Source organism: Bradyrhizobium sp. GCM10028915 (assembly GCF_042666195.1).
Classification (GTDB): domain Bacteria; phylum Pseudomonadota; class Alphaproteobacteria; order Rhizobiales; family Xanthobacteraceae; genus Bradyrhizobium; species Bradyrhizobium canariense_D.
On sequence record NZ_JBHTFN010000044.1, the window covers coordinates 980,782 to 1,006,841 of the forward strand.

At 64.4% G+C, this 26,060-nt stretch carries 28 protein-coding genes and 1 pseudogene; 10 read left to right on the top strand and 19 right to left on the bottom strand.

The features are described 5' to 3' along the window. The first annotated feature begins 240 nt into the window (after positions 1–240). Positions 241–516, top strand: a complete 276-nt coding sequence (locus ACFQX9_RS24885) for a GNAT family N-acetyltransferase (RefSeq protein WP_007590707.1) — start codon at positions 241–243, stop codon at positions 514–516. A 53-nt stretch (positions 517–569) separates the two neighbouring features. Here ACFQX9_RS24885 and ACFQX9_RS24890 read toward each other — a convergent pair whose 3' ends face one another. Next, positions 570–953 (bottom strand): DUF3597 domain-containing protein, encoded by a 384-nt coding sequence (locus ACFQX9_RS24890; RefSeq protein ID WP_085384623.1) that lies wholly within the window; start codon positions 951–953, stop codon positions 570–572. 334 nt (positions 954–1,287) lie between these two features. Between ACFQX9_RS24890 and ACFQX9_RS24895 the strand changes: the two genes are divergently transcribed. Then, positions 1,288–2,196, top strand: a complete 909-nt coding sequence (locus ACFQX9_RS24895; RefSeq protein ID WP_026233481.1) for a DUF2189 domain-containing protein — start codon at positions 1,288–1,290, stop codon at positions 2,194–2,196. Between the two features lie 130 nt (positions 2,197–2,326). After that, entirely contained in the window at positions 2,327–3,151 is an 825-nt protein-coding gene (locus tag ACFQX9_RS24900) for a lytic murein transglycosylase (RefSeq protein ID WP_377790976.1), read from the top strand. A 76-nt stretch (positions 3,152–3,227) separates the two neighbouring features. On the opposite strand, the gene ACFQX9_RS24905 is transcribed toward ACFQX9_RS24900, so the two are convergent. Further along, positions 3,228–3,554, bottom strand: a complete 327-nt coding sequence (locus ACFQX9_RS24905; RefSeq protein WP_247410389.1) for a hypothetical protein — start codon at positions 3,552–3,554, stop codon at positions 3,228–3,230. Positions 3,555–4,169: 615 nt separating this feature from the next. Here ACFQX9_RS24905 and ACFQX9_RS24910 point away from each other — a divergent pair. The 5 genes and pseudogenes from ACFQX9_RS24910 to ACFQX9_RS24930 all read left to right on the top strand — a co-directional run bounded on the left by ACFQX9_RS24910 (position 4,170) and on the right by ACFQX9_RS24930 (position 8,897). Further along, on the top strand, positions 4,170–4,322 hold the full coding sequence (locus ACFQX9_RS24910) for a DUF1127 domain-containing protein (protein WP_018458011.1): 153 nt from the start codon (positions 4,170–4,172) through the stop codon (positions 4,320–4,322). Positions 4,323–4,448: 126 nt separating this feature from the next. Beyond that, entirely contained in the window at positions 4,449–5,876 is a 1,428-nt protein-coding gene (gene trmFO / locus ACFQX9_RS24915; RefSeq protein WP_377790977.1) for a methylenetetrahydrofolate--tRNA-(uracil(54)-C(5))-methyltransferase (FADH(2)-oxidizing) TrmFO, read from the top strand. 7 nt (positions 5,877–5,883) lie between these two features. Beyond that, a complete protein-coding gene (locus ACFQX9_RS24920) occupies positions 5,884–6,978 on the top strand; it encodes a serine/threonine protein kinase (protein WP_377790978.1) in 1,095 nt (364 codons plus the stop codon). An 84-nt stretch (positions 6,979–7,062) separates the two neighbouring features. Continuing rightward, complete coding sequence (locus tag ACFQX9_RS24925; RefSeq protein WP_247392817.1) at positions 7,063–7,641, top strand: CAP domain-containing protein; 579 nt, start codon at positions 7,063–7,065, stop codon at positions 7,639–7,641. Between the two features lie 78 nt (positions 7,642–7,719). Further along, a pseudogene (locus ACFQX9_RS24930) lies at positions 7,720–8,897 on the top strand (aminotransferase class V-fold PLP-dependent enzyme). Between the two features lie 17 nt (positions 8,898–8,914). Here ACFQX9_RS24930 and ACFQX9_RS24935 read toward each other — a convergent pair. Genes ACFQX9_RS24935 through yajC form a run of 6 tightly spaced genes read right to left on the bottom strand, consistent with a single transcriptional unit; the run spans position 8,915 to position 14,568 of the window. Continuing rightward, complete coding sequence (locus ACFQX9_RS24935) at positions 8,915–10,159, bottom strand: threonine ammonia-lyase (RefSeq protein WP_377790979.1); 1,245 nt, start codon at positions 10,157–10,159, stop codon at positions 8,915–8,917. A 45-nt stretch (positions 10,160–10,204) separates the two neighbouring features. Beyond that, the gene (locus tag ACFQX9_RS24940) at positions 10,205–11,068 is read right to left on the bottom strand and encodes a phytoene/squalene synthase family protein (protein WP_368508004.1); all 864 of its coding nucleotides are present in this window, start codon (positions 11,066–11,068) and stop codon (positions 10,205–10,207) included. Beyond that, the gene (locus ACFQX9_RS24945) at positions 11,065–11,448 is read right to left on the bottom strand and encodes an Mth938-like domain-containing protein (protein WP_018458018.1); all 384 of its coding nucleotides are present in this window, start codon (positions 11,446–11,448) and stop codon (positions 11,065–11,067) included. The genes ACFQX9_RS24940 and ACFQX9_RS24945 overlap by 4 nt, the downstream gene beginning before the upstream one ends. Before the next feature lie 60 nt (positions 11,449–11,508). Then, complete coding sequence (gene secF / locus ACFQX9_RS24950; RefSeq protein WP_018458019.1) at positions 11,509–12,528, bottom strand: protein translocase subunit SecF; 1,020 nt, start codon at positions 12,526–12,528, stop codon at positions 11,509–11,511. Positions 12,529–12,538: 10 nt separating this feature from the next. Then, positions 12,539–14,143, bottom strand: coding sequence for a protein translocase subunit SecD (gene secD, locus ACFQX9_RS24955; protein WP_018458020.1), 1,605 nt, complete (start codon positions 14,141–14,143; stop codon positions 12,539–12,541). A gap of 59 nt (positions 14,144–14,202) precedes the next feature. Next, positions 14,203–14,568 (bottom strand): preprotein translocase subunit YajC, encoded by a 366-nt coding sequence (gene yajC, locus ACFQX9_RS24960; RefSeq protein WP_007610701.1) that lies wholly within the window; start codon positions 14,566–14,568, stop codon positions 14,203–14,205. Between the two features lie 180 nt (positions 14,569–14,748). Between yajC and ACFQX9_RS24965 the strand changes: the two genes are divergently transcribed. Further along, positions 14,749–15,765: an ATP-binding protein gene (locus ACFQX9_RS24965; RefSeq protein ID WP_018458021.1), complete on the top strand. Its 1,017-nt coding sequence runs from the start codon at positions 14,749–14,751 to the stop codon at positions 15,763–15,765. Between the two features lie 157 nt (positions 15,766–15,922). On the opposite strand, the gene ACFQX9_RS24970 is transcribed toward ACFQX9_RS24965, so the two are convergent. Then, positions 15,923–17,308: a LysM peptidoglycan-binding domain-containing M23 family metallopeptidase gene (locus ACFQX9_RS24970; protein WP_247548107.1), complete on the bottom strand. Its 1,386-nt coding sequence runs from the start codon at positions 17,306–17,308 to the stop codon at positions 15,923–15,925. A 109-nt stretch (positions 17,309–17,417) separates the two neighbouring features. Further along, a complete protein-coding gene (locus tag ACFQX9_RS24975; RefSeq protein WP_377791059.1) occupies positions 17,418–18,068 on the bottom strand; it encodes a protein-L-isoaspartate(D-aspartate) O-methyltransferase in 651 nt (216 codons plus the stop codon). A gap of 225 nt (positions 18,069–18,293) precedes the next feature. Here ACFQX9_RS24975 and ACFQX9_RS24980 point away from each other — a divergent pair, with 225 nt between their 5' ends. Further along, a complete protein-coding gene (locus ACFQX9_RS24980) occupies positions 18,294–18,665 on the top strand; it encodes a response regulator (protein WP_007590670.1) in 372 nt (123 codons plus the stop codon). A 35-nt stretch (positions 18,666–18,700) separates the two neighbouring features. Here the strand turns inward: ACFQX9_RS24980 and surE are convergent, their stop codons facing one another. From surE to nagZ, 9 genes are all read right to left on the bottom strand, one after another. Continuing rightward, positions 18,701–19,468 carry a 5'/3'-nucleotidase SurE gene (gene surE, locus ACFQX9_RS24985; protein ID WP_085353192.1) on the bottom strand — a complete coding sequence of 256 codons (768 nt, stop codon included), beginning with the start codon at positions 19,466–19,468 and terminating at the stop codon, positions 18,701–18,703. Between the two features lie 101 nt (positions 19,469–19,569). Next, a complete protein-coding gene (locus ACFQX9_RS24990; protein WP_085353194.1) occupies positions 19,570–19,932 on the bottom strand; it encodes a hypothetical protein in 363 nt (120 codons plus the stop codon). A 94-nt stretch (positions 19,933–20,026) separates the two neighbouring features. Continuing rightward, positions 20,027–21,358, bottom strand: coding sequence for a serine--tRNA ligase (gene serS / locus ACFQX9_RS24995; RefSeq protein ID WP_018458027.1), 1,332 nt, complete (start codon positions 21,356–21,358; stop codon positions 20,027–20,029). A gap of 198 nt (positions 21,359–21,556) precedes the next feature. Further along, the gene (gene tatC / locus ACFQX9_RS25000; RefSeq protein WP_018458028.1) at positions 21,557–22,369 is read right to left on the bottom strand and encodes a twin-arginine translocase subunit TatC; all 813 of its coding nucleotides are present in this window, start codon (positions 22,367–22,369) and stop codon (positions 21,557–21,559) included. Beyond that, the gene (tatB, locus tag ACFQX9_RS25005) at positions 22,366–22,920 is read right to left on the bottom strand and encodes a Sec-independent protein translocase protein TatB (protein WP_085353196.1); all 555 of its coding nucleotides are present in this window, start codon (positions 22,918–22,920) and stop codon (positions 22,366–22,368) included. Before tatB ends, tatC begins: the two co-directional genes overlap by 4 nt. A gap of 88 nt (positions 22,921–23,008) precedes the next feature. After that, entirely contained in the window at positions 23,009–23,245 is a 237-nt protein-coding gene (locus tag ACFQX9_RS25010) for a twin-arginine translocase TatA/TatE family subunit (RefSeq protein ID WP_007610722.1), read from the bottom strand. Positions 23,246–23,411: 166 nt separating this feature from the next. After that, a complete protein-coding gene (gene scpB, locus ACFQX9_RS25015; protein WP_027567087.1) occupies positions 23,412–24,164 on the bottom strand; it encodes an SMC-Scp complex subunit ScpB in 753 nt (250 codons plus the stop codon). A gap of 21 nt (positions 24,165–24,185) precedes the next feature. Then, a complete protein-coding gene (locus ACFQX9_RS25020; protein WP_027518127.1) occupies positions 24,186–25,025 on the bottom strand; it encodes a ScpA family protein in 840 nt (279 codons plus the stop codon). Beyond that, positions 25,022–26,050, bottom strand: a complete 1,029-nt coding sequence (nagZ, locus tag ACFQX9_RS25025) for a beta-N-acetylhexosaminidase (RefSeq protein WP_377790980.1) — start codon at positions 26,048–26,050, stop codon at positions 25,022–25,024. The genes ACFQX9_RS25020 and nagZ overlap by 4 nt, the downstream gene beginning before the upstream one ends. Positions 26,051–26,060: the final 10 nt, after the last annotated feature.

Sequence of the window (26,060 nt, forward strand, 5' to 3'; positions counted from 1 at the left end):
GGGCGATCAGGCCTAGGAAGAGATCCAACGCCGGCGTTGCGAGAAGCGGCGGGGGGCTACAACGCCCCGAGCTTCCATACGACTCCTGCGCCGTCGGCAAGCCCGGCTTCAATTCCAGGCTGAGCGGGACACGCAGTTTCCGGATATCTCCCCTGCGGCAACCACTCTTGCTCGCACCTTGGCAAGGACCGGTTGAGGCGCCTAGATCAGAGGCAAGCAGCATGTCGGAAGGATTTTTGCATGGCGCCGTCGGTACGGGATAACAAGGACAGAAGCCGCTTCGAGCTCGATGTCGGCAGCGAAATCGCCTTCGCCAATTACCGGCTGACGCCGGCGGCGGTGATCATCACCCACACCGAGACGCCGCGCGCGCTGCGCGGCCGCGGCATCGGCTCCGAGCTGGTCAAGGGCGCGCTGGAATTGATCCGGCGCGACGGCAGGAAGGTGATTGCCGGTTGCGGTTTCGTCGTCGATTATCTCGACAGGCATCCGGAAGATGCGGATCTCGTCGCCTGAATGCAAAAGGGCCCGCGCGATCGCGAGCCCTTGGATTGCGACCGGGCGATCGGTCAGTGCTTGATCTCCGGCGGCAGCTTGCCGCCATTGGCGGCGAGCTTGGACATCACCTGCTTGTGCAGCCAGACGTTCATGGTCGCGGAATCGTTAGTGTCGCCGCTGTAGCCGAGCTCCTTGGCGAGGTCCTTGCGCGCAGCGAGGCTGGAATCGATGTCGAGCGCCTTCATCAGATCGACGATCGAGGTGCGCCATTCCAGCTTTTCGCCCTTGTGCGCAGCGGCCGCCGCGTCGACGATCGAGGCAACGTCCACCGTCGCCGCGGATCCGCTCGGCGCGGCCCCTGCGGGCGCGCTGCCCGACGGTGCGCTGCCTGCGGGCGCGGCGGAAGCTGGCTGGCTACCGAAGATCGCGCCCATAATTTTCCCGAAAATGCTCATGTCTGCTCCCCGAAAAGGACCCGCTGGAAGGGCCTTGAGTGGCACTTATAGACCAAGTTGCGTCGTTGCGCCCGCCAAAGTTCCGCGAACAAGCACGCAGCATCAGCTTATCTGCGGCGAAATAACGACCGAATGACACTGTAGAGATTGCACCGCGGCATCGAATCTCACCCAAGCGTGAGGGACAGGACTCGCAAATGGGCGTACGGTTGACGTTCAGTTCGCGATGCTATCCGGAATTCGCGTCTGGTTGGGGATCGCGAAACTCAGAATAGCGGCCGCTTGCGCCGTTGCTGGCGCCAGATGCGGCCGCATGGCAAGGGAGCTAGCGACCATGGCCACACTCTACCCGGGCAATGTCCCGTCCATGGCCCAGACCGCCGAAGCGGCTGGACCGGTGATCCGAACCATCCAACTCTCCGATCTGCAGGATGCGCTCAAGCGCGGCTGGGACGATTTCAAGGCGGTGCCGAGCCACGCCATCATCCTCTGCGTGATCTATCCTGTGCTGGGCCTTGTGCTCGCCCGCGTGGTGATGGGCTATTCAGTGTTGCCGTTGTTGTTCCCACTGGCCGCAGGCTTCGCGCTAATCGGCCCGTTCGCCGCTCTCGGTCTCTACGAGCTCTCCAGCCGGCGCGAGCGCCATGAGGAGGCCAGCGCCTGGGATGCCATGGAGGTGCTGCGTTCGCCCTCGTTCGGCGCCATGCTCGGTCTCGGCGCGCTGCTGCTGGCCCTGTTCGTGACCTGGGTTGCGACCGCGCAGGCAATTTATGTCGCCGCTTTCGGCTATGAAGGCGCATCCGGGATCTCGGATTTTCTGACGCGCGTGCTCACGAGCCGGCAAGGCTGGTGGCTGATCGTGGTCGGCTGCGGCACCGGCTTCCTGTTCGCCCTTGCCGCGCTGTGCATCAGCGCCGTGTCGTTCCCGCTGATGCTTGACCGCCATGCCGGCGCGTTCGAGGCCATGGTGACGTCACTGCGCGTCGTCGCGAAGAACCCGGTGCCGATGGCGGCCTGGGGCCTGATCGTGGCCGTCCTGCTGGCGCTGGGCACCATTCCGGCCTTCCTCGGCCTTGCCGTGGTGGTCCCCGTGCTCGGCCATGCCACCTGGCATCTCTACCGCAAGGTGATCGCGGCCGATCCGGGCGCGCGTCCGGTGCCGCCTCCGCCGCATCGTGCACGCAAGCCGGCCGCCGACTTCCCCGCCAACCTCTTCCCCTGGCGCAATCGGACCGACGCCTGACGATATCGTGACATGCGATCCTGCCCCGGTGCGGGCAGGATCGCGCACTGTCATACGCCTTGCTTTGGCCGCGGTTTCCATCGAGATTGCGCGCGCCGTTCAGATCACTTCACGGAATTTATTTGCTCGAATGACCCCGACGATTTCTCGTCTCGCCCTCGCAGCCTTAGCCATCACCGCGTCCATCCTATCCGCTCAGCCAACGCTCGCCGCTGTTGCCTGCGGTTCAGGCAATTTCGACGCGTGGCTTGCAGACTTCAAAACGGACGCCGCGGCCAAGGGCGTCTCGCAACAGGCCATTTCCGCCGGGCTCGCCGGTGTGACGCTCGATCAGAACGTGCTCAACCGCGACCGCTCGCAGAAGGTCTTCAGCCAGACCTTCGAGGAGTTTTCCGGCCGCATGGTGCCGCCGCGCCTGACGCGCGGCTCCAACATGATGAAGCAATACGGCTCGGTGCTGTCGCGTATCGAGCAGACCTACGGCGTGCCTGGCGAGGTGCTGGTCGCGATCTGGGGTCTCGAGACCGATTTCGGCGTCAATACCGGCAAGTTCGCGACCATCCGCTCACTGGCGACGCTGGCCTATGACTGCCGGCGCTCCGAGCAGTTTCGCGCCGAGCTGTTGGATGCGCTCCGCATTGTCCAGCGCGGCGACCTCGCACCGGCCGACATGAAGGGCGCCTGGGCCGGCGAGCTCGGACAGACCCAGTTCATGCCGTCGTCATGGATGAAATACGCCGTCGATTTCGACGGCAATGGTAAGCGCGATCTCCTGCACAACGCCCCTGACGTGCTCGCCTCCACCGCGAACTATCTTGCCGGTTATGGCTGGCAGAAGGGTAAGGATTGGCAGCCGGGCAGTCCGAATTTCGCGGTGCTGCAGCAGTGGAACAAGAGCGAGGTCTACTCGAAGACCGTCGCCTATTTCGCCACCCAGCTCGCGCGCGCCCCTTAGATGAGATGCTTGCAGGACAAAAGCGTAGGGCCGATCGCTCGGCGACCGGCCCTCTCCTAATGCGTTCCTGAAGTTCCTATTTGCCCATGGTGGCGTGCATCGCTTTGTTCAGATGCGCGCCGCACGCACCCATTTTGCCGTTGAGCAGCGAGTCCTGCGCGGCCGCGATCTCCTTCTGCGCGACGAACTTGCCGTCACCATCGGCCATGTTTTCGATCGCGGTCTCTGTCTTCTCCAGATTGGCCGAGCTGCAGCCGCCGGCGGCGTGCTTGGCGGCCTGGGCCGGCGTGACGGCGAACGCAACGGCGGCAATTGCGACAACCCCGAGTAACTTCGTCATGACGTTACCTTCCTTCTCTTGTTCTTGGGCCAGAGCCAGCGACATTGCCGGAATCTGCGACATCACCTTCCTCCGGGCGCGGCAACTTGACGCAATGAATTCCCCGCGAGAATTGCGTGATGTTGCGCGGCGCGCAGAGCTGCATGCAAAATTTCTGATTTTCATTACGCGCTTGTAATCAACGCCACACGTTCAGCCTGTGTGCACTGCGAGCGGGGACGGTTGTGGCTAACCAAGCGGGATAGTCCTGACTCGCCGCCCTTCGTCATGTGGATCCGCTGCAACCAGGCGAATCGCTGGCGAGAGTTGGCAAAAGGGTACGCACGCGCCAAGTAATGAGTATCAATTCATTAAATCATGCGATTCTCGCATGTGAGACTTGGTTATAGAAGCTAGTCGATCCGCTTGCGGACAGAGCAAAGCGACTTATTTCGCTCCGAACGGAACCCACTAGCCCATAGCAAATCCGTGAATTCACGGGACTTCAGACCTGTGCTCCCTGTTCCGCCTACCCTTTGGGCGGGAGTGCTTTCGGGTTAATCGTCCGTTACCAGCGCCATGCACTCAGCGCTTAGCTGCATCGCAGCATCGGAACTTTCGCACTGCACCACTCTCACCTATATTCATTTCAACGATGAGGCTCGGGCAAGAGCTGAATCGAACTACAGGAGATTACCAATGCTGCTCTCGCTCATCCGCATGATCCAAGCTTTCCGGGACTATCAGCGCAATGTTGCCGAGCTGTCCCAGCTCAGCGATCGCGAGCTTTCCGATATCGGCCTCGATCGCTCGGACATCCCGCGCGTTGCCGCCGGTCAGTATCAGGGCTGATATCGTTCAGCCCTGAACCGGACGGACCGATAGCGCCCGCCTCGTGCGGGCGTTGTCGCATCCGGAGGCAGAAAACTCGATCTCGGCGATTCCACTGATCGCCGAAAAGCGCTACCTGTCCGCCCCATGACAGGACCCCAATCAAATACCGTGCACGTGATCGGCGCAGGCCTTGCCGGCTCCGAAGCCGCCTGGCAGGTGGCCAAATCCGGCGTGCCCGTGGTGCTGCACGAGATGCGGCCGACCCGCATGACCGAGGCACACCGCACCGATGGGCTTGCCGAGCTCGTCTGCTCCAATTCGTTCCGCTCGGACGATGCCGCCAACAACGCCGTCGGCCTGCTGCATGCCGAGATGCGCCGCCTCGATTCGCTGATCATGCGCGCAGCCGACGCCAACCAGGTACCCGCCGGCGGCGCGCTGGCGGTGGACCGCGACGGCTTCTCGGCGGCCGTCACCAAGGCGCTGAACGATCATCCGCTGATCGAGATCGCCCGCGGTGAGGTCGCAGGCCTGCCGCCGGCCGAGTGGAGCAACGTCATCGTTGCGACCGGCCCCCTCACTTCGGCGCCGCTGGCCGATGCGATCCGCGAGTTGACCGACGAGAACGCCCTCGCCTTCTTCGACGCGATCGCGCCGATCGTGTACCGCGAATCCATCGACATGTCGGTGGCCTGGTTTCAGTCACGCTACGACAAGGTCGGTCCCGGCGGCACCGGCGCCGACTACATCAACTGCCCGATGACAAAGGAGCAGTATGACGGCTTCGTCGCAGCGCTGGTCGCCGGCGAGAAGACCGAGTTCAAGGAATGGGAGACCAACACGCCCTATTTCGACGGCTGTCTGCCAATCGAGGTCATGGCGGAACGCGGCCCCGAGACTCTCCGCCATGGACCGATGAAGCCGGTCGGCCTCACCAATCCGCACGATCCCACCACCAAGGCCTACGCGATCGTGCAGCTGCGCCAGGACAACAAGCTCGGCACGCTCTACAACATCGTCGGCTTCCAGACGAAACTGAAATACGGCGAGCAGCAGCGCATCTTCCGCACCATTCCGGGGCTGGAGAAGGCCGAATTTGCTCGCCTCGGCGGCCTGCATCGCAACACCTTTCTCAACTCGCCAAAGCTGCTCGACGGCCAATTGCGCCTGCGCGCGCAGCCGCGGCTGCGCTTTGCCGGCCAGATGACGGGCTGCGAGGGCTATGTGGAATCCGCCAGCGTCGGCCTGATTGCCGGTCTCTATGCGGCAGCGGAGGTGCGCGGCGAGACGCTTGCGAGTCCGCCGGTCACGACGGCGCTCGGATCCCTGCTCGGCCACATCACCGGCGGCCATATCGAGACCATCGAGCCCGGCACGCGCTCGTTCCAGCCGATGAACATCAATTTCGGCCTGTTCCCGCCGCTCGCCAGCGCACCGACGAAGAAGCCCGACGGAAGCCGGCTGCGCGGGAACGAGAAGACGGTGGCCAAAAAGCAGGCGATGAGCGCGCTGGCGCTCGCCGATCTCGATCGCTGGATCGCCGATCACCTGCGCATTGCCGCCGCGGCGTGAGTTTTCGATGAACCTTTCCAAAGACGACGCCGCAACACTCTCGGCGCGCTGGACCGAGGGCGTGCTGCTCAAGCGCGACGTGTTCTCGACCGTCGAGCGCGGCCGATTCCGCGACGATGACGGCGAGGTCGACGCGGTGCTGCGCCGCCTCGACGAGGTGCCGTGGTGGTCATTCCTTTTGGCGCGCCACCTGTTCGCCCGCGAGACGCATGCGCTGGCACTCGCCAAGGGACTCGATGTCGGCCCGGAGCTGCTGTGGGCCGGACGCCGCGCGCTGGTGCGCAGCTTCGTCGATGGTGTCGCACTGCATCTGGCGAAACCGCATGGCGACCTCGCCTATTTTCGCTCGGCGAAGGCCGCGCTGCGACGGCTGCGCCGCGCCGGAATCTGCCACAACGATCTTGCCAAGGAACAGAACTGGCTGGTCGGCCGCGACGGTCGCGCCTATGTGACCGACTTCCAGCTCGCCGCCTGCTTCGACCGTCGCGGCCGGCTTTACCGGATTCTGGCCTATGAAGATCTCCGGCATCTGCTCAAGCACAAGCGATCCTACGCGCCCGAGGCGCTGACGCCGCGCGAGCGCAAGATCCTGGCGAAGAAGTCGTTCGCCGCCAGCCTCTGGCTCGCCACCGGCAAGAAGGTCTATCGGGCGATCACCCGCGGCCTGTTCAACTTCACCGACCGTGAAGGCGGCGGCCGAAGGCTCGTCAACGACGCGCCGGTGCTGGCAGAATTGATCCGCAAGAACCCCGCCGTGCGCGACACCGCCATCGTCGCCTTTGCCGACCGCCGCTCCGGTGTCGGCCTCTATGCCTTCGTCGAAGCCGATCAGGCCGCGCTCGAAGGCCAATTGCGCAACGAGCTCACCGCTGCCAAGGGGCCAAAGCCGCCGGAACACATCCAGGTCGTCCACGCACTGCCACGCAATCCGGACGGCAAGCCGCGCACGGAGATCCTGCAACTGGTCGCCATGAACCAGCTCGACCTGATCGAGCCGATGATGAAGAACGACCAGGACCGTGCTTTCCTCAAGGACATCCTGGAGCAGCGCAAGAACCTGCGCGACCGCTTCAATTTCGAGGCCGACCTGCCGGCGAGCTAACGTGGATCACGCCTTGAAGCGTCCACATTGGCGATAGAGAAGCGATCCGATAATTCGAACTTGGTGGGGGGACTTGGCGGGGTCATGGGCACTCGGGGGTACATGATGCATCGTGTGGTTGGCGGCCTGATCGCTAGCCTTCTGCTGCTCGCCACCACGTCCGCAATGGCCGAGTCCCCCGCCGAGCTGATCTCGAGCTTCCGCCTCAAGCATGGTGAGGTCCGCGTCGTCCGCGATTCGACCCTCGACCGCATCGCCATGGACCAGGCGCGCGCGATGGCGACGAAGGACGACCTCAGTCACGACGCCCTCGGCCCGTTCAACCGCCGGGTCGCACCGGCCGGCGCAGGCCGCGCCGCCGAGAACATCGCCTACGGCTACGACAATTTCGAGAAGACCCTCGGACAGTGGATCGACTCGTCGGGACACCGCAAGAATCTGCTGCTGCACAACGCTTCCCGCGTCGGGATCGCGAGCGCGAAAAACGCCAGCGGCAAGCGCACCTATTGGGCAATGGTGATCGCCGGCGACTACGAGGCGAAGGGCAAAGGCAAAGGCAAGAAAGACGGGGAGCCGCTGGTTGCGGTGAAGCGCGAGGCTGCGCCCGCCAGCAAGCCAAAATCCAGCGGCTGCCACATCAAGCTGCTCGGCCTTTGCATCTGAGACCAAGCTTGGCCATCTTGTCCGCATCCCTCGACGCGTTTAATCCATGCACGAGGATCGCGAGACGCGGAGGCATGGATGATGGATATCGACCGAATTCGTCGCGACACGCCGGCTGCCTCTCGGCTCGCCTATCTCCACAACGCGGGCGCAGCGCTGATGCCGGCGCCGGTTGTTGCGGCGATGAAGGAACACATCGATCTGGAGAGCGAGATCGGAGGCTATGCCGCCGCCGACCGCGAGGGCGCCGACTTGAATCCGTTTACGGCTCGGTCGCCCGCCTCCTGAACGCCGCGCCCGATGAGATCGCCCTCATGGAGAACGCGACGGTTGCCTGGCAGATGGCTTTCTACGCGCTTCCATTCAGCAAGGGCGACCGGATCCTGACCGCCGAGGCGGAGTACGCGGCCAACTATGTCGCCTTTCTTCAGGTCGCCAAGCGAACAGGCGTTGCGATCGACGTCGTGCCGAGCGATGCCAGCGGCGAGTTCGACCTCGACGCGCTCGAACGCATGATCGATGAGCGCGTGAAGCTGATTGCGATCACCTGGGTTCCGACCAATGGCGGACTGGTCAATCCGGCTGCAGCCGTCGGCAAGATCGCGCGAGCGCACGGCATCCCCTATCTGCTGGACGCCTGCCAGGCAGTCGGACAGATGGTGGTCGACGTCGAGACCATCGGCTGCGATATGTTGTCGGCAACCGGGCGCAAATTCCTCCGCGGCCCGCGCGGCACCGGCTTTCTCTACGTCCGCCAGGCAATGCTGCAGCGGCTCGAACCGCCAATGATCGACCACTTCGCCGCACCCTGGGTCTCGCGGGACACTTATCGGCTGCGTGATGATGCGCGCCGTTTCGAGACCTGGGAGAACAACTACGCCGCCCGGCTTGGGCTCGGCGCGGCTGTCGATTATGCCCTTGATATCGGGATCGGCCCGATCGAGCGGCGTTGCCGCTTGCTGGCGGACCGCCTCAGGGGCCGCCTTGCGTCCATTCGCGGCATCAGAATTCGCGACCTCGGACGCACTCCGGGAGCCATCGTCAGCTTCACCGTGGAAGGGTACGAGGCGGACACGATTGTGAGCGGCGCGGCCGTAGCCGGCATCACGATCGGTGCCTCAGATCCGGCGAGCACGCGCATCGATGCCGAAATTCGCTCGCTGCCGCCGGTGGTGCGCGCCTCCCCGCATTACTACAATACGGAAGCCGAGATCGATCGGCTGATCGCGCATTTGGCGGGTTTGACGCCGCGATAGCGGCGATCATGCATCTCTCAGGTACAGCGCGCACTCAATCCGGATGCGCCAAGCTTCGCCATGACCTCGTCGAGATGGGCGCTGTCGCGGGTCTCGATCACCAATTGCAGCAAGGTCGCCTTGGCCGGAAGATCCGAGAATGTGCGCTGGTGCGAGACTTCGATGATGTTGGCGCCAGCCTCGGCCAGCAGTGCCGCGACCGCAGCCAGTTGGCCGGGCCTGTCGGGGATGTCGAGCGACAATTGGGTGAGCCGCCCCTCGCGCGCCAACTCGCGGGTCAGGACCGATGCGATCAGCCGTGTGTCAATATTGCCGCCGCTCAGCACCAGCCCAACCTTCTCGCCGGCAAAACGGGACGGGTCGGACATCAGCGCGGCGAGGCCAGCGGCACCGGCGCCTTCCACGACCGTCTTCTCGATCGAGATCAGGGTCGCCACCGCGCGCTCGAGCTCGGCTTCGTTGACGAGCGCAATGTCGTCGACGAGTCGGCGAACGATTTCGGCCGTAATCTTGCCAGGCGATTTCACCGCGATGCCTTCCGCGAGCGTGTCGCCACGTGCGGGCAGATTGCCATCATGGATGGCGTTGTACATCGAGGGGTAGAGCCAGGCCTCGACGCCGAGGATCCGCAGCGACGGCTTGATCGATTTCGCGGCAATGGCGATCCCGCTGATCAGGCCACCGCCGCCGATCGGGACGACCAGCGTATCGAGCTCCGGCACGGCCTCGAGTATTTCCAGCCCGACCGTGCCCTGCCCTGCGATGACAAGCGGATCGTCATAGGGATGGACGAAGATCATGCCATGGACTTCGCCGTGGCTGCGCGCATACGCGGCCGCCTCCTCCAGCGTGGCGCCCGTCACCACCACCTCGGCGCCGTGATGCCTGGTGTTCTCGACCTTCACCATGGGCGTGCCGACCGGCATGACGATAGTGGCGGGAATGCCGAGCCGCTTGGCGTGATAGGCGACGCCCTGCGCGTGGTTACCCGCCGACATCGCGACGACGCCCCGCGCGCGCTCCTCCGGCGTCAGCGCCTTGAGGCGGTTGAGCGCGCCGCGCTCCTTGAACGAGGACGTGAACTGGAGGTTCTCGAATTTCAGCCAGATGTCGCAGCCGCAGATATTGCTCAGCGTGCGGCTGTAGCTACAGGGCGTCTCGACGACGGCGCCGCGGATCGTCTCGGCGGCGGCATGGATGTCGGCCGGTACGACCGGAAGGCCGCCCAGATCGGAAGATATGGTTTGGGACAACTCAGCCATAGGACAGCATAGAGCATTTGCCCGGCTCCGGCGATAAGCCAACCGCTATTTGGTAAATTCCCGCGAACGTGAAGCCCGCCACAGCGTCCACAGCGTACGCAGCCGCGATGACGGTTGCGGCGTAAATGGATTGCGCCCGGGTTGCGACAGGCGCTTGAGGTCGGCCCGCGCTTGTCCGAGCGGAAGGAACGCTGGACGCACTGATGCCGGCACCTCCACCAGCAGCGACAAGGCCGTCGTCAAATGTTGCTGCGCCTCGCCCGAGAGTTGGCCCAGCGCGGCGCGCAAGTTTGGCGTCTCCTTTCCGGCGAACACGTCTTCCACGTCGCAATCGTGGCTCGCCAGCACCTGCTGCGGCAGGAACAATTGCCGGCGCGCCGCATCGCGCGGCAGATTGGCGATGACCTGTACGATGCCCTGCGCCAGCCCGGCATGGCGGGCGAGATGCTCGGCCGCCGCCGACGGTGGTCCCATGATCCGGGCGGCGAGATCGAACAGCGCCGATGAGGTCGCCGCGAGGTAGCCCTCCAGCGCCGCCATTGTTGGCATTGGGTCGTTGTAGAGATCGAATTGATGCTCGTCGGCGAGCAGCGACAGCGGCTCGACCGGCAGGTCGAAATCACGGATTGCGCGGAGCAGCTCCGCCGCCACCGGATTGCGCTCGGCACTGCCATGGACTTGGCCCGACAGCATGTCGGTCCACCATTGCAGGCGGATTTCACCGGGCAAGGGCTGGCTCACCTGATCGCGGACGCGGACGATCTCGACATTGAAGGCATAGAGCGCCAGCAGCCCGCGGCGCTCGGCAGCGGGCGCGAACAGGGTCGCGGCATAGTGCCGAAAGTCGTGGCTGCGCACGAGGTCAGCACAGAACGCAACAGAATCCGGCGGCGGCGCGGAGCCACTCATGGCACGGCGATCAGCGCGGCCGCGACGCGCCGCCGTTCGCCCATCATGATGTTGTAGGTACGCACGGCGGGACCGGTCTGCATCGCATCCAGCACCACCCTCGCCGCTTTGAGCGCCTGGCGCAGTTCCGGCGGCGGCAGCCAGACCCCGGTTCCGGTGCCGACCAGGAGCGTGTCGATGCTGTTGGCAGACTTGAAGACTCGATCCAGCGAATAGCGGTCGATCTTTGCAGGGTCCGTTATGTCCCAGGCCCAGATCGCGTCGGGCAGGCAAAGCAGCGATCCCCGATGCGACATGCCGGCAAAGGCAAAGCCGCCCTTGCCATAGGCTTCGATCGGCGCCGAGCGGGGGAAATGCGGTGCGTTGGGATCGCCGGCCATGAGCTTCGTCCGAATGAGCTTACTGCCCTCCCAAACTCCTGCGAGGGCATGCGGTTCGGATCATGCCTTGCTTTTCTTCGCCGGCGTAGCCTTATCGACCGCATCCTCGCGATGCTCGCCGACGCCGAGATAGATCAGGATCGGGGCCGCAATGAAGATCGAGGTATAGGTGCCGACCAGCACCACGCCGAACATCATGACCGCGGTGAAGCTGTGGATGGCATGGCCGCCGAACAGCAGCAGGGCCAGCAGCGCCAGCGTCACAGTGAAATGGGTGATGATCGAGCGCGACAGCGTCGAGTTGATTGATTCGTTGAGGAGCTGCGGCATCGGCATCTTCTTGTAGCGCCGCAGCATTTCACGGATGCGGTCGTAGATGACGACGGTGTCGTTGAGCGAATAGCCCAAAATCGTCAGAAGCGCCGCGATGCTGGTCAGGTCGAAATCGACCTGACTGATCGACATGAACCCGATCGTGAGCACGATGTCGTGCACGTTGGCGATCATGGCGCCAAGCGCGAACTGCCACTCGAATCGGAACCAGAGGTAGATCAGGATCGAGACGATCGCCAGCATCAGGCCGAGCATGCCGTAGGCGAGCAATTCGCCCGATACGCGCGGTCCCACCACCTCGACGCGGCGATAGTCGACGGAATCGCCAAGCGCGGTGCGGACCTTCTGCACGGCCTCCTGCTGGGCGGCGTCGCCGCCCGGCTGCTCCGCGACACGGATCAGGACATCGGCGGGGCCGCCGAATTGCTGCAACTGGACTTCGCCCAGACGCAGGGCATCCAACGTCGTACGCATCGCCGCAATATCGGCGGTGCCGGACTTGGCCTGCACCTCCAGTAGGGTGCCGCCGCGGAAGTCGATGCCGAAATTCAGTCCATGGGTGAAGAACAGCGTGATCGCGACGATCGACAACGCCGCCGAGATCGGGAAGCTGATCCGGCGAAAACGCGTGAAGTCGAAATGGGTATCGTCGGGGACGATGCGCAGCGACGGCAGCCAGCCGAATGCCGCAACCACGGTGAGAATGGCAATGAGGACGCCGAGCCCGATGAGAACAGTGTGATTCACGATCAGGCTCCTAGATCGGCACGCTCTGCGGCCGCTTCCACCGCACCCACCAGGCCACGATCAGCCGGGTCAGGGTGAAAGCGGTGAACACCGTGGTGATGATGCCGATTCCGAGCGTCACGGCGAAGCCGCGCACCGGACCGGTACCGATGTAGAACAGCACCGCGGCGGCAATAAAAGTGGTGATGTTGGAATCGAGGATGGTCGCAAGCGCCCGCTTGAAGCCGGCGTCGATCGCCGAGATCGCGTTGCGGCCGCCACGCAACTCCTCGCGGATGCGCTCGTAGATCAGCACGTTGGAATCGACCGCGATACCGACGGTGAGCACGATGCCCGCGATGCCGGGCAACGTCAGCGTGGCGTTGAGAAGCGACAACAGGCCGAAGATCATGGCGACGTTGATGGCCACCGCGATGTTGGCGAACACGCCGAACAGCCGGTAGGTCAAGAGCATGAAGATGATGACCAGGATCGAGCCGACATAGGCGGCGAGCTCGCCCTTTTCGATCGAGTCCTGGCCGAGGCCCGGACCGACGGTGCGCTCCTCGACCACCGTGAGCGGTGCCGGCAGCGCGCCGGCGCGCAGCAGGATCGCGAGATCGTTGGCCGATTGCACCGTGAAACTGCCCGAGATCTGGCCTTGTCCGCCTGTGATGGGCTCGCGGATCACGGGAGCCGAGATGACCTTGTTGTCGAGCACGATCGCAAAAGGCAGCCCGACGTTCTCTTGCGTGGCCTGCGAGAACTTGCGCGCGCCCGACGTATTGAACTTGAAACTCACGACGGGTTCGCTGGTGCGCTGGTCGAAGCTCGCTTGGGCATCGGTCAGGTCGCCGCCGGCGACCAGCACCTGCTTCTTGACCACATAGGGTGTGGGCGGCGGTGACGCGCTCATCAGAAGCTCGGATTCCGGCGGCAAACGTCCTTGCTGCGCCTGATCGGGCGGCACCGACGTATCGACCATGCGGAATTCCATCTTCGCGGTCTTGCCCAGCAATTCCTTCAGCCGGGTCGGATCCTGCAGGCCGGGGACCTGCACCAAAATGCGATCGTTGCCCTGGCGCTGGATGACGGGCTCGACGGTGCCGAGCTCGTTGACGCGGCGTTCGACGATCTGGATCGACTGCTCGATGGTCTTGCGCATGCGGTCGAGCATCGCGGCCTGCGGGATGGTAAGGCGGATCACGCCACCGCCGGCGTCAGTCACATCCAGGTCGCGCTGACCGCTGGATCCGACCAGTCCGCCCAGCGGCTGGGACAGCTCGCGCAGCTTGGCGAGCGCAGGCTGCAGGTCCGATTCCTTGGTGATCCTAACCTCGGCCGCGTCGTTGCGCACGGTGACGCCGCCGGTGAAGCCGATCTTGGCATCGCGCAGCGTCCGGCGAACGTCGTCGCGGACCTGGTCGAGCCGCTCCTTCTTCACATAGTTGCCGTCGACCTCGAGCAGCAGATAGGAGCCGCCTTGAAGATCGAGGCCGAGCACGAGCCGACGCTGCGCCCAGGCGGGCCAGGTCTTGACCTGCGCTTCGGGGAAGAAGTTCGGGACCGCGCAGAGGCACACGATCAGCGCCGTCAGGATAATCCCGAGCGCCTTCCACCGCGTGAAATACAACATCGACTGGACCTGTCAGATCAGGAGATTTGCAGGAAAACTTGAGAGACTCGCGGAAGCACTCACTTCGACGCGGCGTCTTCCTTGGCGCTTTCCTTGGATTCCTTGGCCGGCTCGCCCTTGGCGCGCACGCCGGAGACCATCGAGCGCATCTGCCGCACGCGCACGCCATCGGCGATCTCGAACTCGATCTGGTCGTCGTCGACAACCTTGGTGACCTTGCCGACGAGACCGCCCGAGGTCACGACGGTGTCGCCGCGGCGGATGTTCTTCACCAGGTCGGCGTGGTCACGGACCTTCTTCTGCTGCGGACGCAGAATCAGGAAGTACATGATCACGAAGATCAGGGCGAACGGCAGCAGAGACATCAGCATGCCGCTGGTGTCGCCGGCGCCCGCAGCCTGGGCATACGCAGGGGTAATCAGCATTCGGACGATCCTCGTGAGAACGGGGGAAAACCGGTCAGGCCCAAATGGCGACCGGTTCGGTCAAATTCGCGCGGACTATAGCGGCCATTGCCCCAATTGCAACGCTGCCAGACCGCCCTTTTAGCCACCTTGCGGCGCGCGCACAGGCCCGATAAGGCTGCATTCTCAGGAACTTCGGACATGCCCCAAAAACCAAGCAAAAGCCCGGCCGGCAAAGGCCCTCGCACCCCTGCCGCGAAGGCAGCCGGCGTCGCGGCAAAACGTCCCAAGGTGGCCCTCAAGGCGGCTTCCAAGACGATTTCCAAGACGACGTCCAAGACGAACCAAAACGTCTCCCAGCAGCGCATCGTTCGCGCGCTGGAGACGATTGCGGCGCACCTCTCCGCGCAAGGCAAGCCCGCCGCCGAACGCGAGTCGTTCAAGCAGGCGGATGCTTTCGTCTGGCACCCGGACGGCCGCCTTGCGGCGGTGCCGCGGGTCAGCCGCGTCGAAATGTTCCTGCTCAAGGGCGTCGACCGGATGCGCGACATCCTGATGGAGAACACCGAGCGTTTCGCCAACGGATTGCCCGCCAACAACGCGCTGCTCTGGGGCGCGCGCGGCATGGGCAAGTCGTCGCTGGTGAAGGCGGCGCATGCCAGCATCAACGCGGAGCGCAAACCGGCCGACAGACTGAAGCTGATCGAGATTCATCGCGAGGACATTGAGAGCCTGCCCGCCCTCATGGAACAGCTTCGCGCCTCATCCTTCCGTTTCATCGTGTTCTGTGACGACCTCTCGTTCGACGGCAATGATGCGTCCTACAAATCGCTCAAGGCGGTGCTCGAAGGCGGCATCGAGGGGCGGCCGGAGAACGTCATCCTCTACGCCACCTCCAACCGCCGCCATCTGCTGGCGCGCGAGATGATCGAGAACGAGCGCTCGACCGCGATCAATCCCGGCGAAGCCGTCGAGGAGAAGGTCTCGCTGTCGGATCGCTTCGGTCTCTGGCTCGGCTTCCACCGGTGCAGCCAGGACGAATATCTCGCCATGGTGCGGGGCTATTGCAGCCATTTCGGCGTGAAGATCGACGATGACGCCCTGGAACGCGAGGCACTTGAATGGTCGACGACGCGCGGCTCGCGCTCGGGCCGTGTCGCCTGGCAGTTCGTCCAGGAGCTTGCGGGACGGCTCGGCGTCAAGCTGGCGGCGACGTAGCCACAGTCATAGCCCAACCCAAAACTGTCATCGCCCGCGAAAGCGGGAGATCCAGTATTCCAGAGACGGTTGTGATCGATCGAGAGGCCGCGGCGTACTGGGTCGCCCGGTTAAGCCGGGCGACGACAGCTTCAGTTGGGAGACAATGTAGGCCTCATCACGCCCCGTTCAGGAATTGAAGCGGATCAACCGGGCTCGATCCCTTGCGGATCTCGAAGTGGAGCTGCGGCGACGCCACCTCCCCGGATTGACCCGACTTGGCAATGACCTGGCCGCGCTTGATGGTATCGCCGCGCTTCACCATCAGCTCACTCGCATGGGCATATGCGGTGACGTAGCCGTTGGAGTGCCGAACCAGGACCAGATTGCCGTAACCTTTCAGCTCGTTGCCGGAATAGGCAACGACACCGTCTTCGGCCGCCTTGACCGGCGTGCCCTCGGGCACCGCGAGATTGATGCCGTCGTTGGATTTGCCATTGGTCTTGGCGCCGTAGCTCGTGACCACCTTGCCGCGCACCGGCCAGCGGAAAGTCGGCAGCGCGCTGGTGGTCTCCGCAGCTTTCGCGGGAGTGTCCGCGGCCTTGTCTTCGACGTTGGCGGTGGCCTGGGCCAGGCGCGCGCTCTGCACCGGCGCGGCGACGGCGGCCATCTTGGTGGCGGGCGCAGGCGCGGCAGCAACCGGCTGCAGCGTCCCCGCGACGGGAGCGGCTCCGACCGGAGCCGCGGCAAGCGGTGCTGCGACAGCGGCGGTCTTGGCCCCGGGCACGGCCAGCCTGGCGCCGAGCTTGAGTTTTGCAGAGGGATCGAGGCCGTTGGCGCGGGCCAATTCGGCCGCCGAGATATGGTTCTTGCGGGCAATGCTGGCGAGCGTGTCGCCGTGGTTCACGAAGTGCGTGCTTGACGGCGCGGCAACGGCCGCAACCGGCTTCGCAGCGGGCGCTGGGGCAGCGGCAAGGGGAGCCATAAGCGGCGCGGGCGCAGCCGCCGTAGCTTGGTGCGGAATGATCAGTTGCTGGCCGGGCGAGAGCGCGCGCGGCCCCTTATAGCCGTTGGCGGCGAGGATCGCCTGCGGCGTGACGCGATAGCGTTTGGCAAGCAGGTCGAGCGTATCGCTGGTGCCGACGATGATCTTGGTTCCGCCGACCGGCTGGGCGGCTGCAACCGAGCGTGGCGGCACGGTGGCCGTGGTCTCGAGATGCGGCTGCGCCGGGGGTGCGTAGGAGCCCACGCCGCGTCCGCCTCCGGACACACCGCCTGCTGCAACGGGGTAGGATTGCGGCGTGGATACCGCCGGCGGCAAAGGCTGCGACTGATAATAACCGGACTGCGTCTGCGGCCGCGAATATTGCGGCAGCTCACGCTGCGGCGGCGGGGCCTGCTGCACTGAACCGGTCGATTCCTGCGCGAAGGGATTGGAGAAGTTCGACTGGGACATGCGCGACGACATGTCGGCGCTGCACCCTGCGAAGCTGAAGGAGATCAGCGCCAGCACCGCGACCTGCGGCACACGGCGCGAGTAAAGCAACTCGGCGGCAACGGACATGGTTACTCACTCGTACGCAACAGAACTGGTGTTTTAAGTAAACACGCGCCGAGTAAATAACGGCTTAACCCTCCCAATAAGATGTTGGCAGCGCAGCCAATCCGGAATTCTACAGCTCCCGCGCCACGCCGGGCAGCGCCGGCACGAAGCGGACCTCGACGAGTTCCTTGCGCTCGATCCCGGCTTCGGTCCGGCTCAGCCGGATCAGCGTCTGCACCCCCTGATGCGGGCCGACGGGCGCGATCAGGATGCCACCCACCTCCAGCCGCTCGACCAGGTTCTCCGGGAGCTGCTCCATCGCGGCCGTGACGATGATGCGATCGAACGGGCCAATATTGGGGGGCAGATTGAGTCCGTCGCCCAGCATCACCTCGACGTTGTGATAGTTGAGTTTTTCAAGCCTGATACGTGCGGCATCCGCAAGCTTGCGGTAGCGCTCGACCGTCAACACCTGGCCGGCGAGCCGCGACAGCACCGCCGCCTGGTAGCCCGAGCCGGCGCCGATCTCGAGGACGCGGTGCTTCTTCTGAAGCTGGAGCTGCTCGGTCATGTAGGCGACGACAAAGGGCTGGCTGATGGTCTGCCCGCAGGCGATCGGGAGCGCGCTGTCGCGATATGCGCCGTCCCGATCGGCGTCGTCGACGAATTGATCGCGCGGCACCTCCTCCATGGCCCTCAGGACCGCCTGGTCGCTGATGCCCCGACGCCTCAGCGTGAGCTGAAACATCATCTTTTCCGGCGGGTGCTGATGGGGGGGCATTGCCTGCTTGTGCTGTGTTTGCGGTCCGGGACGCCCAACCTGGGCGCGAGATTCCTGTTCCGGCTCAGGGAACCCATGATAGGCTTCGGATGGCGTAGTTGACCATAAATTGGCTTGCAACGGGCGAGCCGCGATGGCCATTTTCAGGCATCCGTTCGTCGAAACGCGCATTGCGTCGATTCATGTTATCTGCGAACGTTTTTGGCAATGGGCAAGGACTCGACCATGACCGCGACGGGGCTTACTGGCCGCTCTGTATTCCTCGTCGAAGACGAGGTGATGATCAGGATGATGGTCGCGGACATGCTCGAAGAGCTTGGCTACAAGATCGCAGCCGAGGCGGGCGACATCACCGAAGCCATGCGGCTCGCCCAGGCAACCGAGTTCGACATCGCCATTCTCGACGTCAACGTCAACGGCAAGGTCATCTCGCCGGTCGCCGATGTCATCAAGGCGAAGGGCTGCCCGTTCATCTTCGCCACCGGATACGGTTCCTCGGGCCTGCCCGAGCAGTACCGCGATCGGCCGGCGCTTCAGAAGCCATTTCAGCTCGACGCCCTCGGCAAGACCATCGAAGCCGCGCTTCGCGGCGGCTAGGCCCCATTCCAGGTCGGATTACTTCAGCGTCGGACTTACTTCAGCGTCGCACTCAGCGCCTCGGAAAACGCCTCGTTGGTCCGGTCGAGCCTGAGCGGCGTGACGGAGACGTAGCGTTCGCGGAGCGCCGCGAGATCGGTGCCGTCGGCCGGCGTATCCATCATCGCGGTGCGCTCGAAGCCGATCCAGAAATACGGATTGCCACGGCCGTCCCTGCGCTCGTCGATCCTAAGGAAGCCGAGATTGCGCTTGCCTTGCCGCGTCACGCGGATGCCCAGCACATCCTCCGGCGCGCAGGCCGGGAAGTTGACGTTGATGACGGTGTCCTTCGGGATGCCGGCGGCGATCACCTTGCGCAGGATGTCGGGCCCGAATTTGCGGGCCGTGTCCCACAGCGGCCGGTCGCGGGTCTCCACGCTGAACTCCTGCGACAGGGCGAAGGACGGCAGCCCCAGGATGGTGCCCTCCAGCGCACCGGCGATGGTGCCGGAATAGACCACGTCCTCGGCGACGTTGCGGCCCTTGTTGACGCCGGACAGCACGACATCGGGCAGCTTGGCGCCGAGGATGTGGCGCGCGCCCATGATGACGCAGTCGGTCGGCGTGCCGCGCACCGCGAAATGCCGCGGACCGACCTCGCGCAGGCGCAGCGGATCGTTGAGCGACAGCGAATGCGACACGCCGGACTGGTCGAGCTCAGGCGCGACCACCCAGACGTCATCGGACAATGCGCGCGCGATCTCCTCCAGGACCTTGAGGCCGGGGGCGTGGATGCCGTCGTCATTGGTGCAGAGAATGCGCATGGGAAAGGTCGATTCCTGAAGCGGGTCTGAGCCGTCTTATCCGGCCGGGGCCGATCAGGCAAACCGGCCGACCGGGCGGCACCTGGTCGCCGGCTTGGCGGTTATCGGCGAACTCGCCATTGCGGCAGAAAGCGCGCAAGCCGGCCCTCCGCGTGCAATCTCATCGCCGGCACGACCGGGCTCACCATCGGCGCCTCAATCACGCCGAGCGCCTCCAGCTGCGCGACGAATGGGTCCGGCACCGGCGCCTGTGGAAAGCGGTCACGTGCCAGCGTTAGCGCCTGGTCGAAATCGGCTGCATTCACACCGGGCTTGGCCCGCCGGCTCTGAACCAGATCGTCGTCCCAGAGCCGCGTGATCGCGATGTCGAGCACGCCACGCAGCCGCTGATCGACGGCCTGGATACCGGCACCCGTCACCGCCCATTGTCTGCCGACCCAGAAGATATCGCGGTGCAAGGCCATGAACGATCGGTTCGCGTTGTCGGGTGGCCGGCAGGATAACCGGCCGCCCGATCTTCGCAACCAAACGTTTCTCCGTTTCAGATTGGCGGCACGCCTAGTCGCGTGCGACCACCTTCAGCCCGCCCATATAGGGCTGGAGCACGCTGGGGACCGCAATCGAGCCGTCCTCTTGCTGATAGGTCTCCATCACGGCGATCAACGCGCGGCCTAGCGCTGTGCCGGAGCCGTTGAGCGTGTGCACGAACCGCGGCTTGCCATCGGGGCCGCGCGAGCGCGCGTCCATCCGGCGGGCCTGGAAATCGCCGCAAACCGAGCAGCTTGAGATCTCGCGGAATGCCCCGCCGTCGCCCTGACCCGGCATCCAGACCTCGATGTCATAGGTTTTTTGCGACGAGAAACCCATATCCCCGGTGCACAGCGTCATCACGCGGTAATGCAGCTCGAGCCGTCGCAGCACTTCCTCGGCACAGGCGAGCATGCGCTCGTGCTCGTCCTTGCTCGTCTCCGGCGTCGTGATCGAGACCAGTTCGACCTTGGTGAACTGGTGCTGCCGGATCATGCCGCGGGTGTCGCGCCCTGCGGCGCCCGCCTCCGCGCGAAAACACGGCGTCAGCGCAGTCAGCCGCATCGGCAGCTGCTTTTCGTCGAGGATGGATTCTCGGACGAGATTGGTGAGCGCCACCTCCGCGGTCGGAATGATCCCGAGACGCTCGGTCCGGAGCCGCTCATGGTCGGGCGCGGCGAGCAATTCGCCCTTGATCGCCCAGAACTGGTCGTCCTCGAACTTCGGCAATTGTCCGGTGCCGAACATGATCTCGTTGCGCACGAGCAGCGGCGGATTGATCTCGGTATAGCCGTGCTCGTCAACGTGTAGATTCAGCATGAACTGGCCGAGCGCGCGTTCGAGCCGCGCCAGTCCCTTCTTCAACACGACGAAGCGCGCGCCGGAGAGCTTCGCTGCGGTCTCGAAATCCATGTCACCGAGCGCGGCGCCGAGATCGTCATGGGGTTTTGGCACGAACGCGTAGTTGCGCCTGTTGCCGAAGACATGGCGCTGCACATTGCCGTGCTCGTCGACACCATCGGGCACCTCGCCGAGCGGCAGATTGGGGATCGCCGCCAGCTCCTTGGCGAGCTCCTCGTCGGCAGCCTTCGCGGTCGCCTCGAGCTCCGGCATGGTGGTCTTGAGCTCGGCGACCTCCGCCATCAGCTTCGCCGCGCGCGCCTCGTCCTTCGTCTTCTTGGCATCGCCGATTTCCTTTGAGGCCGCATTGCGCCGCGCCTGCGCCTGCTCGGAAGCCAGGATCGCCGCACGCCGGGTCTCGTCGATCGCAAGCAGCGACGCCGACATCGGCTTCAGGCCGCGTCGTGCGAGGCCGGCGTCGAAGGCTTGCGGGTTGTCGCGGATCGATTTGATGTCGTGCATGGCCGTGGTCCTGGGGCTTGTTGCAACCCTGCAAATCCTGGATTTGCATTTATGCAAATGGCTGCTTCCCCTAGCACGGCTGTCATCGCCCGCGAAAGCGGGCGATCCAGTATTCCAGAAACATCACTGATTCCCCATAGGCCGCGGCGTACTGGATTCCCCGCTTTCGCGGGGAATGACACCGGAGTATGGGGCGCCCTACTCTGCCGGATTGGCCGGCGTCGATACGTCGGTGCCGCTAGAGGCTTGCGAAGCTGCAGCCTTCTTCTCCACAATTCCCACCGCGATGATCGAGCCCTCGTAGAGCGCGAGCAAGGGAATCGCGAGCGAGCACTGGCTGAGCACATCGGGCGGGGTCAGAACGGCCGCGATGACGAAGGCAACGACGATGAAATAGCGGCGCTTCTCGCGCAGCATTTTAGAAGTGACGATGCCGATGCGCCCCAGCAGCGTCAGGATCACCGGAAGCTGGAAGGCGATGCCGAAGGCGAAGATCAGCGACATCATCAGCGACAGATATTCGCCGACCTTGGGCAGCAGCTGGATCTGCGCGGTCTCGTCACTGCCGGCCTGCTGCATGCCGAGCGAGAAGCGGACCAGCATGGGCAGCACGACGAAATAGACCAGTGCTGCGCCCAGCACGAAGAAGAACGGGGTCGCGACCAGATACGGCAGGAAGGCCTGCTTCTCGTGCTTGTAGAGTCCGGGAGCGACGAACTTATAGATTTGTGTCGCGACGATCGGGAACGAGATGAAGCCGGCGCCGAACAGCGCGAGCTTGAGCTGGGTGATGAAATATTCCAGCAGCGCGGTGTAGATGAATTTCGAGTTCTCGGGACCCGCGATCCACACGAACGGCCAGACCAGCACGTTGTAGATCTGCTTGGCGAAGAAGAAGCAGAAGATGAAGGCAATGCCGAAGCCGAGCAGCGCTTTGATCAGCCGCGAACGCAGCTCGATCAAATGGTCCATCAGGGGAGCTTTGCTGGCCTCGATATCGGCGGCGCTCATGACGCTTTGGCGTCCTTAATCGCCTCGGCCGGCGCAGTGTCCTGGGTGACGGAATCTTGCGTGCCCGAACCTTGAGCGACCTGCGCCTGCTCGACCTCACGGGTGATGGCGAGCGGCTCGTTCACGGCCGCATGTGCCTCGGCTTCCACGAAGGTCTCCGGCGTCGGCGCTTCCGGCGTGGTGGGCGTCGTCAGCGCTTCGCTTGAAGTCGCCGACGGTTCGACAGCGGTGGAGATCGAGGTCTCGGCGGGCTTGTCCAGCGCATCGACGCGGAGCGCGTCGCTGACGTCTTTCTGGAGCGAGGTCATCAAATTGTTGCCGGCGAAGCCGGAAGCCGCTTCCTTGACCTCGTCGAAGCTCTTCTTGAGGTCGGCCATTTCGGCCTCGCGCATCGCTTCCTGGAATTGGCCCTGGAATTCGGCGGCCATCTTGCGCGCCTTGCCCATCCACTGCCCGACCATGCGCAGCACGCCCGGCAGCTCTTTCGGGCCGATGGCGATCAGGGCCACGACCCCGATCAGGACCAGTTCACTCCACCCGATGTCGAACATGAGGTCTTCCGTTCACGCCAGCCGCAGCCGGCCCAATCCCTCGCGCGCAGGATCGGGTCCGCTACCCGCGTCTCGCGTGCTCTCTGGCTCAGACGGCCTTGCTGCCGACGTCCGACCGTGCCGCGGTCGGCGCGGCATTGTTGTGCTCGATGGACTTGGCCGGCTCGGGCTTGTCGGCGACCTTGTCGTCGTCCTGCATGCCCTTCTTGAACGCCTTGATGCCCTGCGCCACGTCGCCCATCAGATCCGAGATCTTGCCGCGACCGAACAGCAGCAGGACCACTGCGATCACCAGGACCCAGTGCCAAATGCTGAGTGAACCCATCCTGCAACCCTCCAAACGCGCATGGCCGGGGACCGGCCGATCTTCACCGAAACCTAGGCTTGGCAGGTGTCAAAAACAAGGACCAAGGCAGCGCCAATTCGCTGTTGGCGCTACGTAATTTTGCTAGTGTTAACTGGTCGCAGGCGGCCGGTAAAAGGCCGGGACGTCAGTCCTCGCTGCCACCCTCGCCCCCCTCATGGCCGCCTTCCGGCGGCGTCTCGGGCTCGACCGCGGGCGCCAGCGCCAGATCAAGGTCCTCGCCCGGCTCCAGCGGATCCTCGTCTTCCCGCAAAGTCGGGTCATCCGACGGCGTCGGCACGCTGAATCCGGTCGGCAGGCGCGAATCCAGCAGGCCCGTGCCCTTCAGCTCCTCCAGGCCCGGCAAATCGCCGAGCTGTTCCAGAGTAAACTGCGACAGGAAGTCCTCGGTGGTTCCGAAGGTCAAGGGACGGCCCGGCGTCTTGCGACGACCGCGCGGCTTGATCCAGCCGGTTTCCAGCAGCACGTCCAGCGTGCCCTTCGAGGTGACGACGCCGCGGATCTCCTCGATCTCGGCGCGCGTCACCGGCTGGTGATAGGCGATGATCGCCAGCACCTCGATCGCGGCGCGCGACAGGCGGCGGGTTTCGGTGCTCTCGCGGGTCATCAGCCAGGCGAGATCGCCCGCGGTGCGGAAGGTCCATTTGTTAGCGACCCGCACGAGATTCACGCCGCGCAGGGAGTAGTCGGCCTGCAACTGCTCGAGCGCGGCCTTCACGTCGACGCCCTCGGGCATGCGCTTGGCCAGCGTCGCGGTATCCAGCGGTTCATTCGAAGCGAACAGCAGCGCTTCCAGCAGCCGCAATTCTTCGGGACGTGCCTGGGACTCGTTCTCCATCGGCTCGGCCTCTTCTACCCGCACTTCAGCCAGGCTTGCCATGGCAGATTCTCCTTGTTGCACTTAAGCGACCGGCGCATCGGGCGCAGGAGCTGCGTCCATGACCGGCTTGGGGCGCCCCTTCCGGAAATAGATGGGCGCAAACGCCTCTTTCTGATTCAGCTCGAGCTGACCTTCGCGCACCAGCTCGAGCGCAGCCGCGAAACTCGAGGCGAGCACCGTCGCGCGCTGCGTCGGATCGGCGACATGCTGAAGCAGAAAATCGTCGAGAACGCCCCAATCGTCTTGCTCGCTGATGCTGCCGACCAGCCGCTCCAGCGTGGCGCGCGCCTCGGCGAGCGACCACACCGTGCGCTTGGCCAGATGCACGCTCGCCAGCACGCGCGACTGGCGCTGCGCGGCATAGGCGGTGAGCAGGTCATAGAGCGTCGCGGTATATTTCGGATGCCTGATCTCGGCGATCTGCTCGGGCTCGCCGCGCGGGAAAATGTCGCGCAGCAATTGCTGCCGGTTCATCAGCCGGTTGGCGGCTTCACGAATGGCCTCCAGCCGGCGCAGCCGATTGGCGAGCGCCGTTGCCATCTGCTCGGCGCTCGGGCCTTCCGCACTCGGCGGCTCCGGCAGCAGCAGACGCGATTTCAAGAAGGCGAGCCATGCCGCCATCACGAGATAGTCGGCGGCGAGCTCGAGGCGGATCTTTCGCGCGGCTTCGATGAAGTGGAGATACTGGTCGGCGAGCGCCAGGATCGAGATCTTGGCGAGATCTACCTTCTGCTGCCGCGCCAGTGCGAGCAGCAGGTCGAGCGGACCTTCATAACCCTCGACGTCCACCACCAACGCCGGCTCACCCTCGGCGAGCTCTGCGGGCCGCCCGGTTTCAAACGATAGGATTTCTGCGGTCATGCCGATGCCGTGTTTGCCCGTGCGATCAATGCCTCCAGTTCGGCGCGCGCGGCCGCGCGATCGAACGGTTGCGGTCCTTTACGCGCAGCGAGCGCGGCGTTCGCCCGCTCCAGCGCCCTGCCCGCCAGTTCGGGTGTCTGGCCGGCGACCTCACGCATTTCCTCGATGTTGCCGTTGCAATGCAGGGCCATGTCGCAGCCGGCCGCAAAAATGGCGCGGATCCGTTCGGCGATGTTGCCCGACAGCGCGTTCATCGACACGTCATCACTCATTAACAAACCCTGGAACCCGATTGCGCCGCGAATCACCTCAGCGATCATTGTCGCAGATGTCGTCGCCGGATGGGCGGGGTCGACCGCGCTAAACACAACATGTGCAGTCATGGCCATCGGCAAATCCGCCAAAGGCTTGAATGCCGCGAAGTCGGTGCGATCCAGTTCGTCGCGCGACGTGTCGACCGTCGGCAGATTGAAATGGGTATCGGCCGTAGCTCGGCCATGGCCGGGGATGTGCTTGAGCACCGGCAACACGCCACCCTGTTCCAGGCCCTCGGTGACCGCGCGGGCGATCGCGGCGACCTTTCCCGGTTCGGTGCCGTAAGCCCTGTTCCCGATGACGGCGTTGGCGCCAGCCACCGGCACGTCGGCCAGCGGCAAGCAATCCACGGTAATGCCGAGATCTGCGAGATCGCACGCGATCAGCCGGGCGCTGAGGCGCGCCGCGGTCAGCCCGAGCGCCGAATCAGTATCGTAGAGGCCTGCGAAAATAGCGCCCGGCGGATAGACCGGCCAATGCGGCGGCGCCAGGCGTTGCACCCGCCCACCCTCCTGATCGATCAGGACAGGGGCATCAGCGAAACCCGCAACCGCCCGCAATTCCGCAACGAGTGCAGCAACTTGAGCCGGCGTCTCGACATTGCGCTTGAAGAGGATGAAGCCCCACGGGCGTTCGCTGCGGATAAACTCCCGCTCGGCGGCGGTTAGTTCCGTTCCGGAAACGCCGGTAATGAAGGCCCGCGTGCTCATACGGCCGATT

What these genes read in the sequence shown, in the direction of transcription:
- serS (WP_018458027.1), bottom strand. Translation starts at nt 21,358, where the DNA reads ATGCACGACATCAAATCGATCCGCGACAACCCGCAAGCCTTCGACGCC.
- ACFQX9_RS24920 (WP_377790978.1), top strand. Translation starts at nt 5,884, where the DNA reads ATGAACCTTTCCAAAGACGACGCCGCAACACTCTCGGCGCGCTGGACC.
- surE (WP_085353192.1), bottom strand. Translation starts at nt 19,468, where the DNA reads ATGCGCATTCTCTGCACCAATGACGACGGCATCCACGCCCCCGGCCTC.
- ACFQX9_RS24910 (WP_018458011.1), top strand. Translation starts at nt 4,170, where the DNA reads ATGCTGCTCTCGCTCATCCGCATGATCCAAGCTTTCCGGGACTATCAG.
- ACFQX9_RS24890 (WP_085384623.1), bottom strand. Translation starts at nt 953, where the DNA reads ATGAGCATTTTCGGGAAAATTATGGGCGCGATCTTCGGTAGCCAGCCA.
- nagZ (WP_377790980.1), bottom strand. Translation starts at nt 26,050, where the DNA reads ATGAGCACGCGGGCCTTCATTACCGGCGTTTCCGGAACGGAACTAACC.
- ACFQX9_RS24905 (WP_247410389.1), bottom strand. Translation starts at nt 3,554, where the DNA reads ATGTCGCAGATTCCGGCAATGTCGCTGGCTCTGGCCCAAGAACAAGAG.
- secD (WP_018458020.1), bottom strand. Translation starts at nt 14,143, where the DNA reads ATGTTGTATTTCACGCGGTGGAAGGCGCTCGGGATTATCCTGACGGCG.
- ACFQX9_RS24970 (WP_247548107.1), bottom strand. Translation starts at nt 17,308, where the DNA reads ATGTCCGTTGCCGCCGAGTTGCTTTACTCGCGCCGTGTGCCGCAGGTC.
- ACFQX9_RS24885 (WP_007590707.1), top strand. Translation starts at nt 241, where the DNA reads ATGGCGCCGTCGGTACGGGATAACAAGGACAGAAGCCGCTTCGAGCTC.
- ACFQX9_RS24990 (WP_085353194.1), bottom strand. Translation starts at nt 19,932, where the DNA reads ATGGCCTTGCACCGCGATATCTTCTGGGTCGGCAGACAATGGGCGGTG.
- scpB (WP_027567087.1), bottom strand. Translation starts at nt 24,164, where the DNA reads ATGGCAAGCCTGGCTGAAGTGCGGGTAGAAGAGGCCGAGCCGATGGAG.
- ACFQX9_RS24925 (WP_247392817.1), top strand. Translation starts at nt 7,063, where the DNA reads ATGGGCACTCGGGGGTACATGATGCATCGTGTGGTTGGCGGCCTGATC.
- yajC (WP_007610701.1), bottom strand. Translation starts at nt 14,568, where the DNA reads ATGCTGATTACCCCTGCGTATGCCCAGGCTGCGGGCGCCGGCGACACC.
- ACFQX9_RS24935 (WP_377790979.1), bottom strand. Translation starts at nt 10,159, where the DNA reads ATGGCTGAGTTGTCCCAAACCATATCTTCCGATCTGGGCGGCCTTCCG.
- ACFQX9_RS24975 (WP_377791059.1), bottom strand. Translation starts at nt 18,068, where the DNA reads ATGCCCCCCCATCAGCACCCGCCGGAAAAGATGATGTTTCAGCTCACG.
- ACFQX9_RS24900 (WP_377790976.1), top strand. Translation starts at nt 2,327, where the DNA reads ATGACCCCGACGATTTCTCGTCTCGCCCTCGCAGCCTTAGCCATCACC.
- trmFO (WP_377790977.1), top strand. Translation starts at nt 4,449, where the DNA reads ATGACAGGACCCCAATCAAATACCGTGCACGTGATCGGCGCAGGCCTT.
- ACFQX9_RS24980 (WP_007590670.1), top strand. Translation starts at nt 18,294, where the DNA reads ATGACCGCGACGGGGCTTACTGGCCGCTCTGTATTCCTCGTCGAAGAC.
- ACFQX9_RS24965 (WP_018458021.1), top strand. Translation starts at nt 14,749, where the DNA reads ATGCCCCAAAAACCAAGCAAAAGCCCGGCCGGCAAAGGCCCTCGCACC.
- ACFQX9_RS25020 (WP_027518127.1), bottom strand. Translation starts at nt 25,025, where the DNA reads ATGACCGCAGAAATCCTATCGTTTGAAACCGGGCGGCCCGCAGAGCTC.
- ACFQX9_RS25010 (WP_007610722.1), bottom strand. Translation starts at nt 23,245, where the DNA reads ATGGGTTCACTCAGCATTTGGCACTGGGTCCTGGTGATCGCAGTGGTC.
- ACFQX9_RS24945 (WP_018458018.1), bottom strand. Translation starts at nt 11,448, where the DNA reads ATGGCCGGCGATCCCAACGCACCGCATTTCCCCCGCTCGGCGCCGATC.
- tatB (WP_085353196.1), bottom strand. Translation starts at nt 22,920, where the DNA reads ATGTTCGACATCGGGTGGAGTGAACTGGTCCTGATCGGGGTCGTGGCC.
- ACFQX9_RS24895 (WP_026233481.1), top strand. Translation starts at nt 1,288, where the DNA reads ATGGCCACACTCTACCCGGGCAATGTCCCGTCCATGGCCCAGACCGCC.
- tatC (WP_018458028.1), bottom strand. Translation starts at nt 22,369, where the DNA reads ATGAGCGCCGCCGATATCGAGGCCAGCAAAGCTCCCCTGATGGACCAT.
- ACFQX9_RS24940 (WP_368508004.1), bottom strand. Translation starts at nt 11,068, where the DNA reads ATGAGTGGCTCCGCGCCGCCGCCGGATTCTGTTGCGTTCTGTGCTGAC.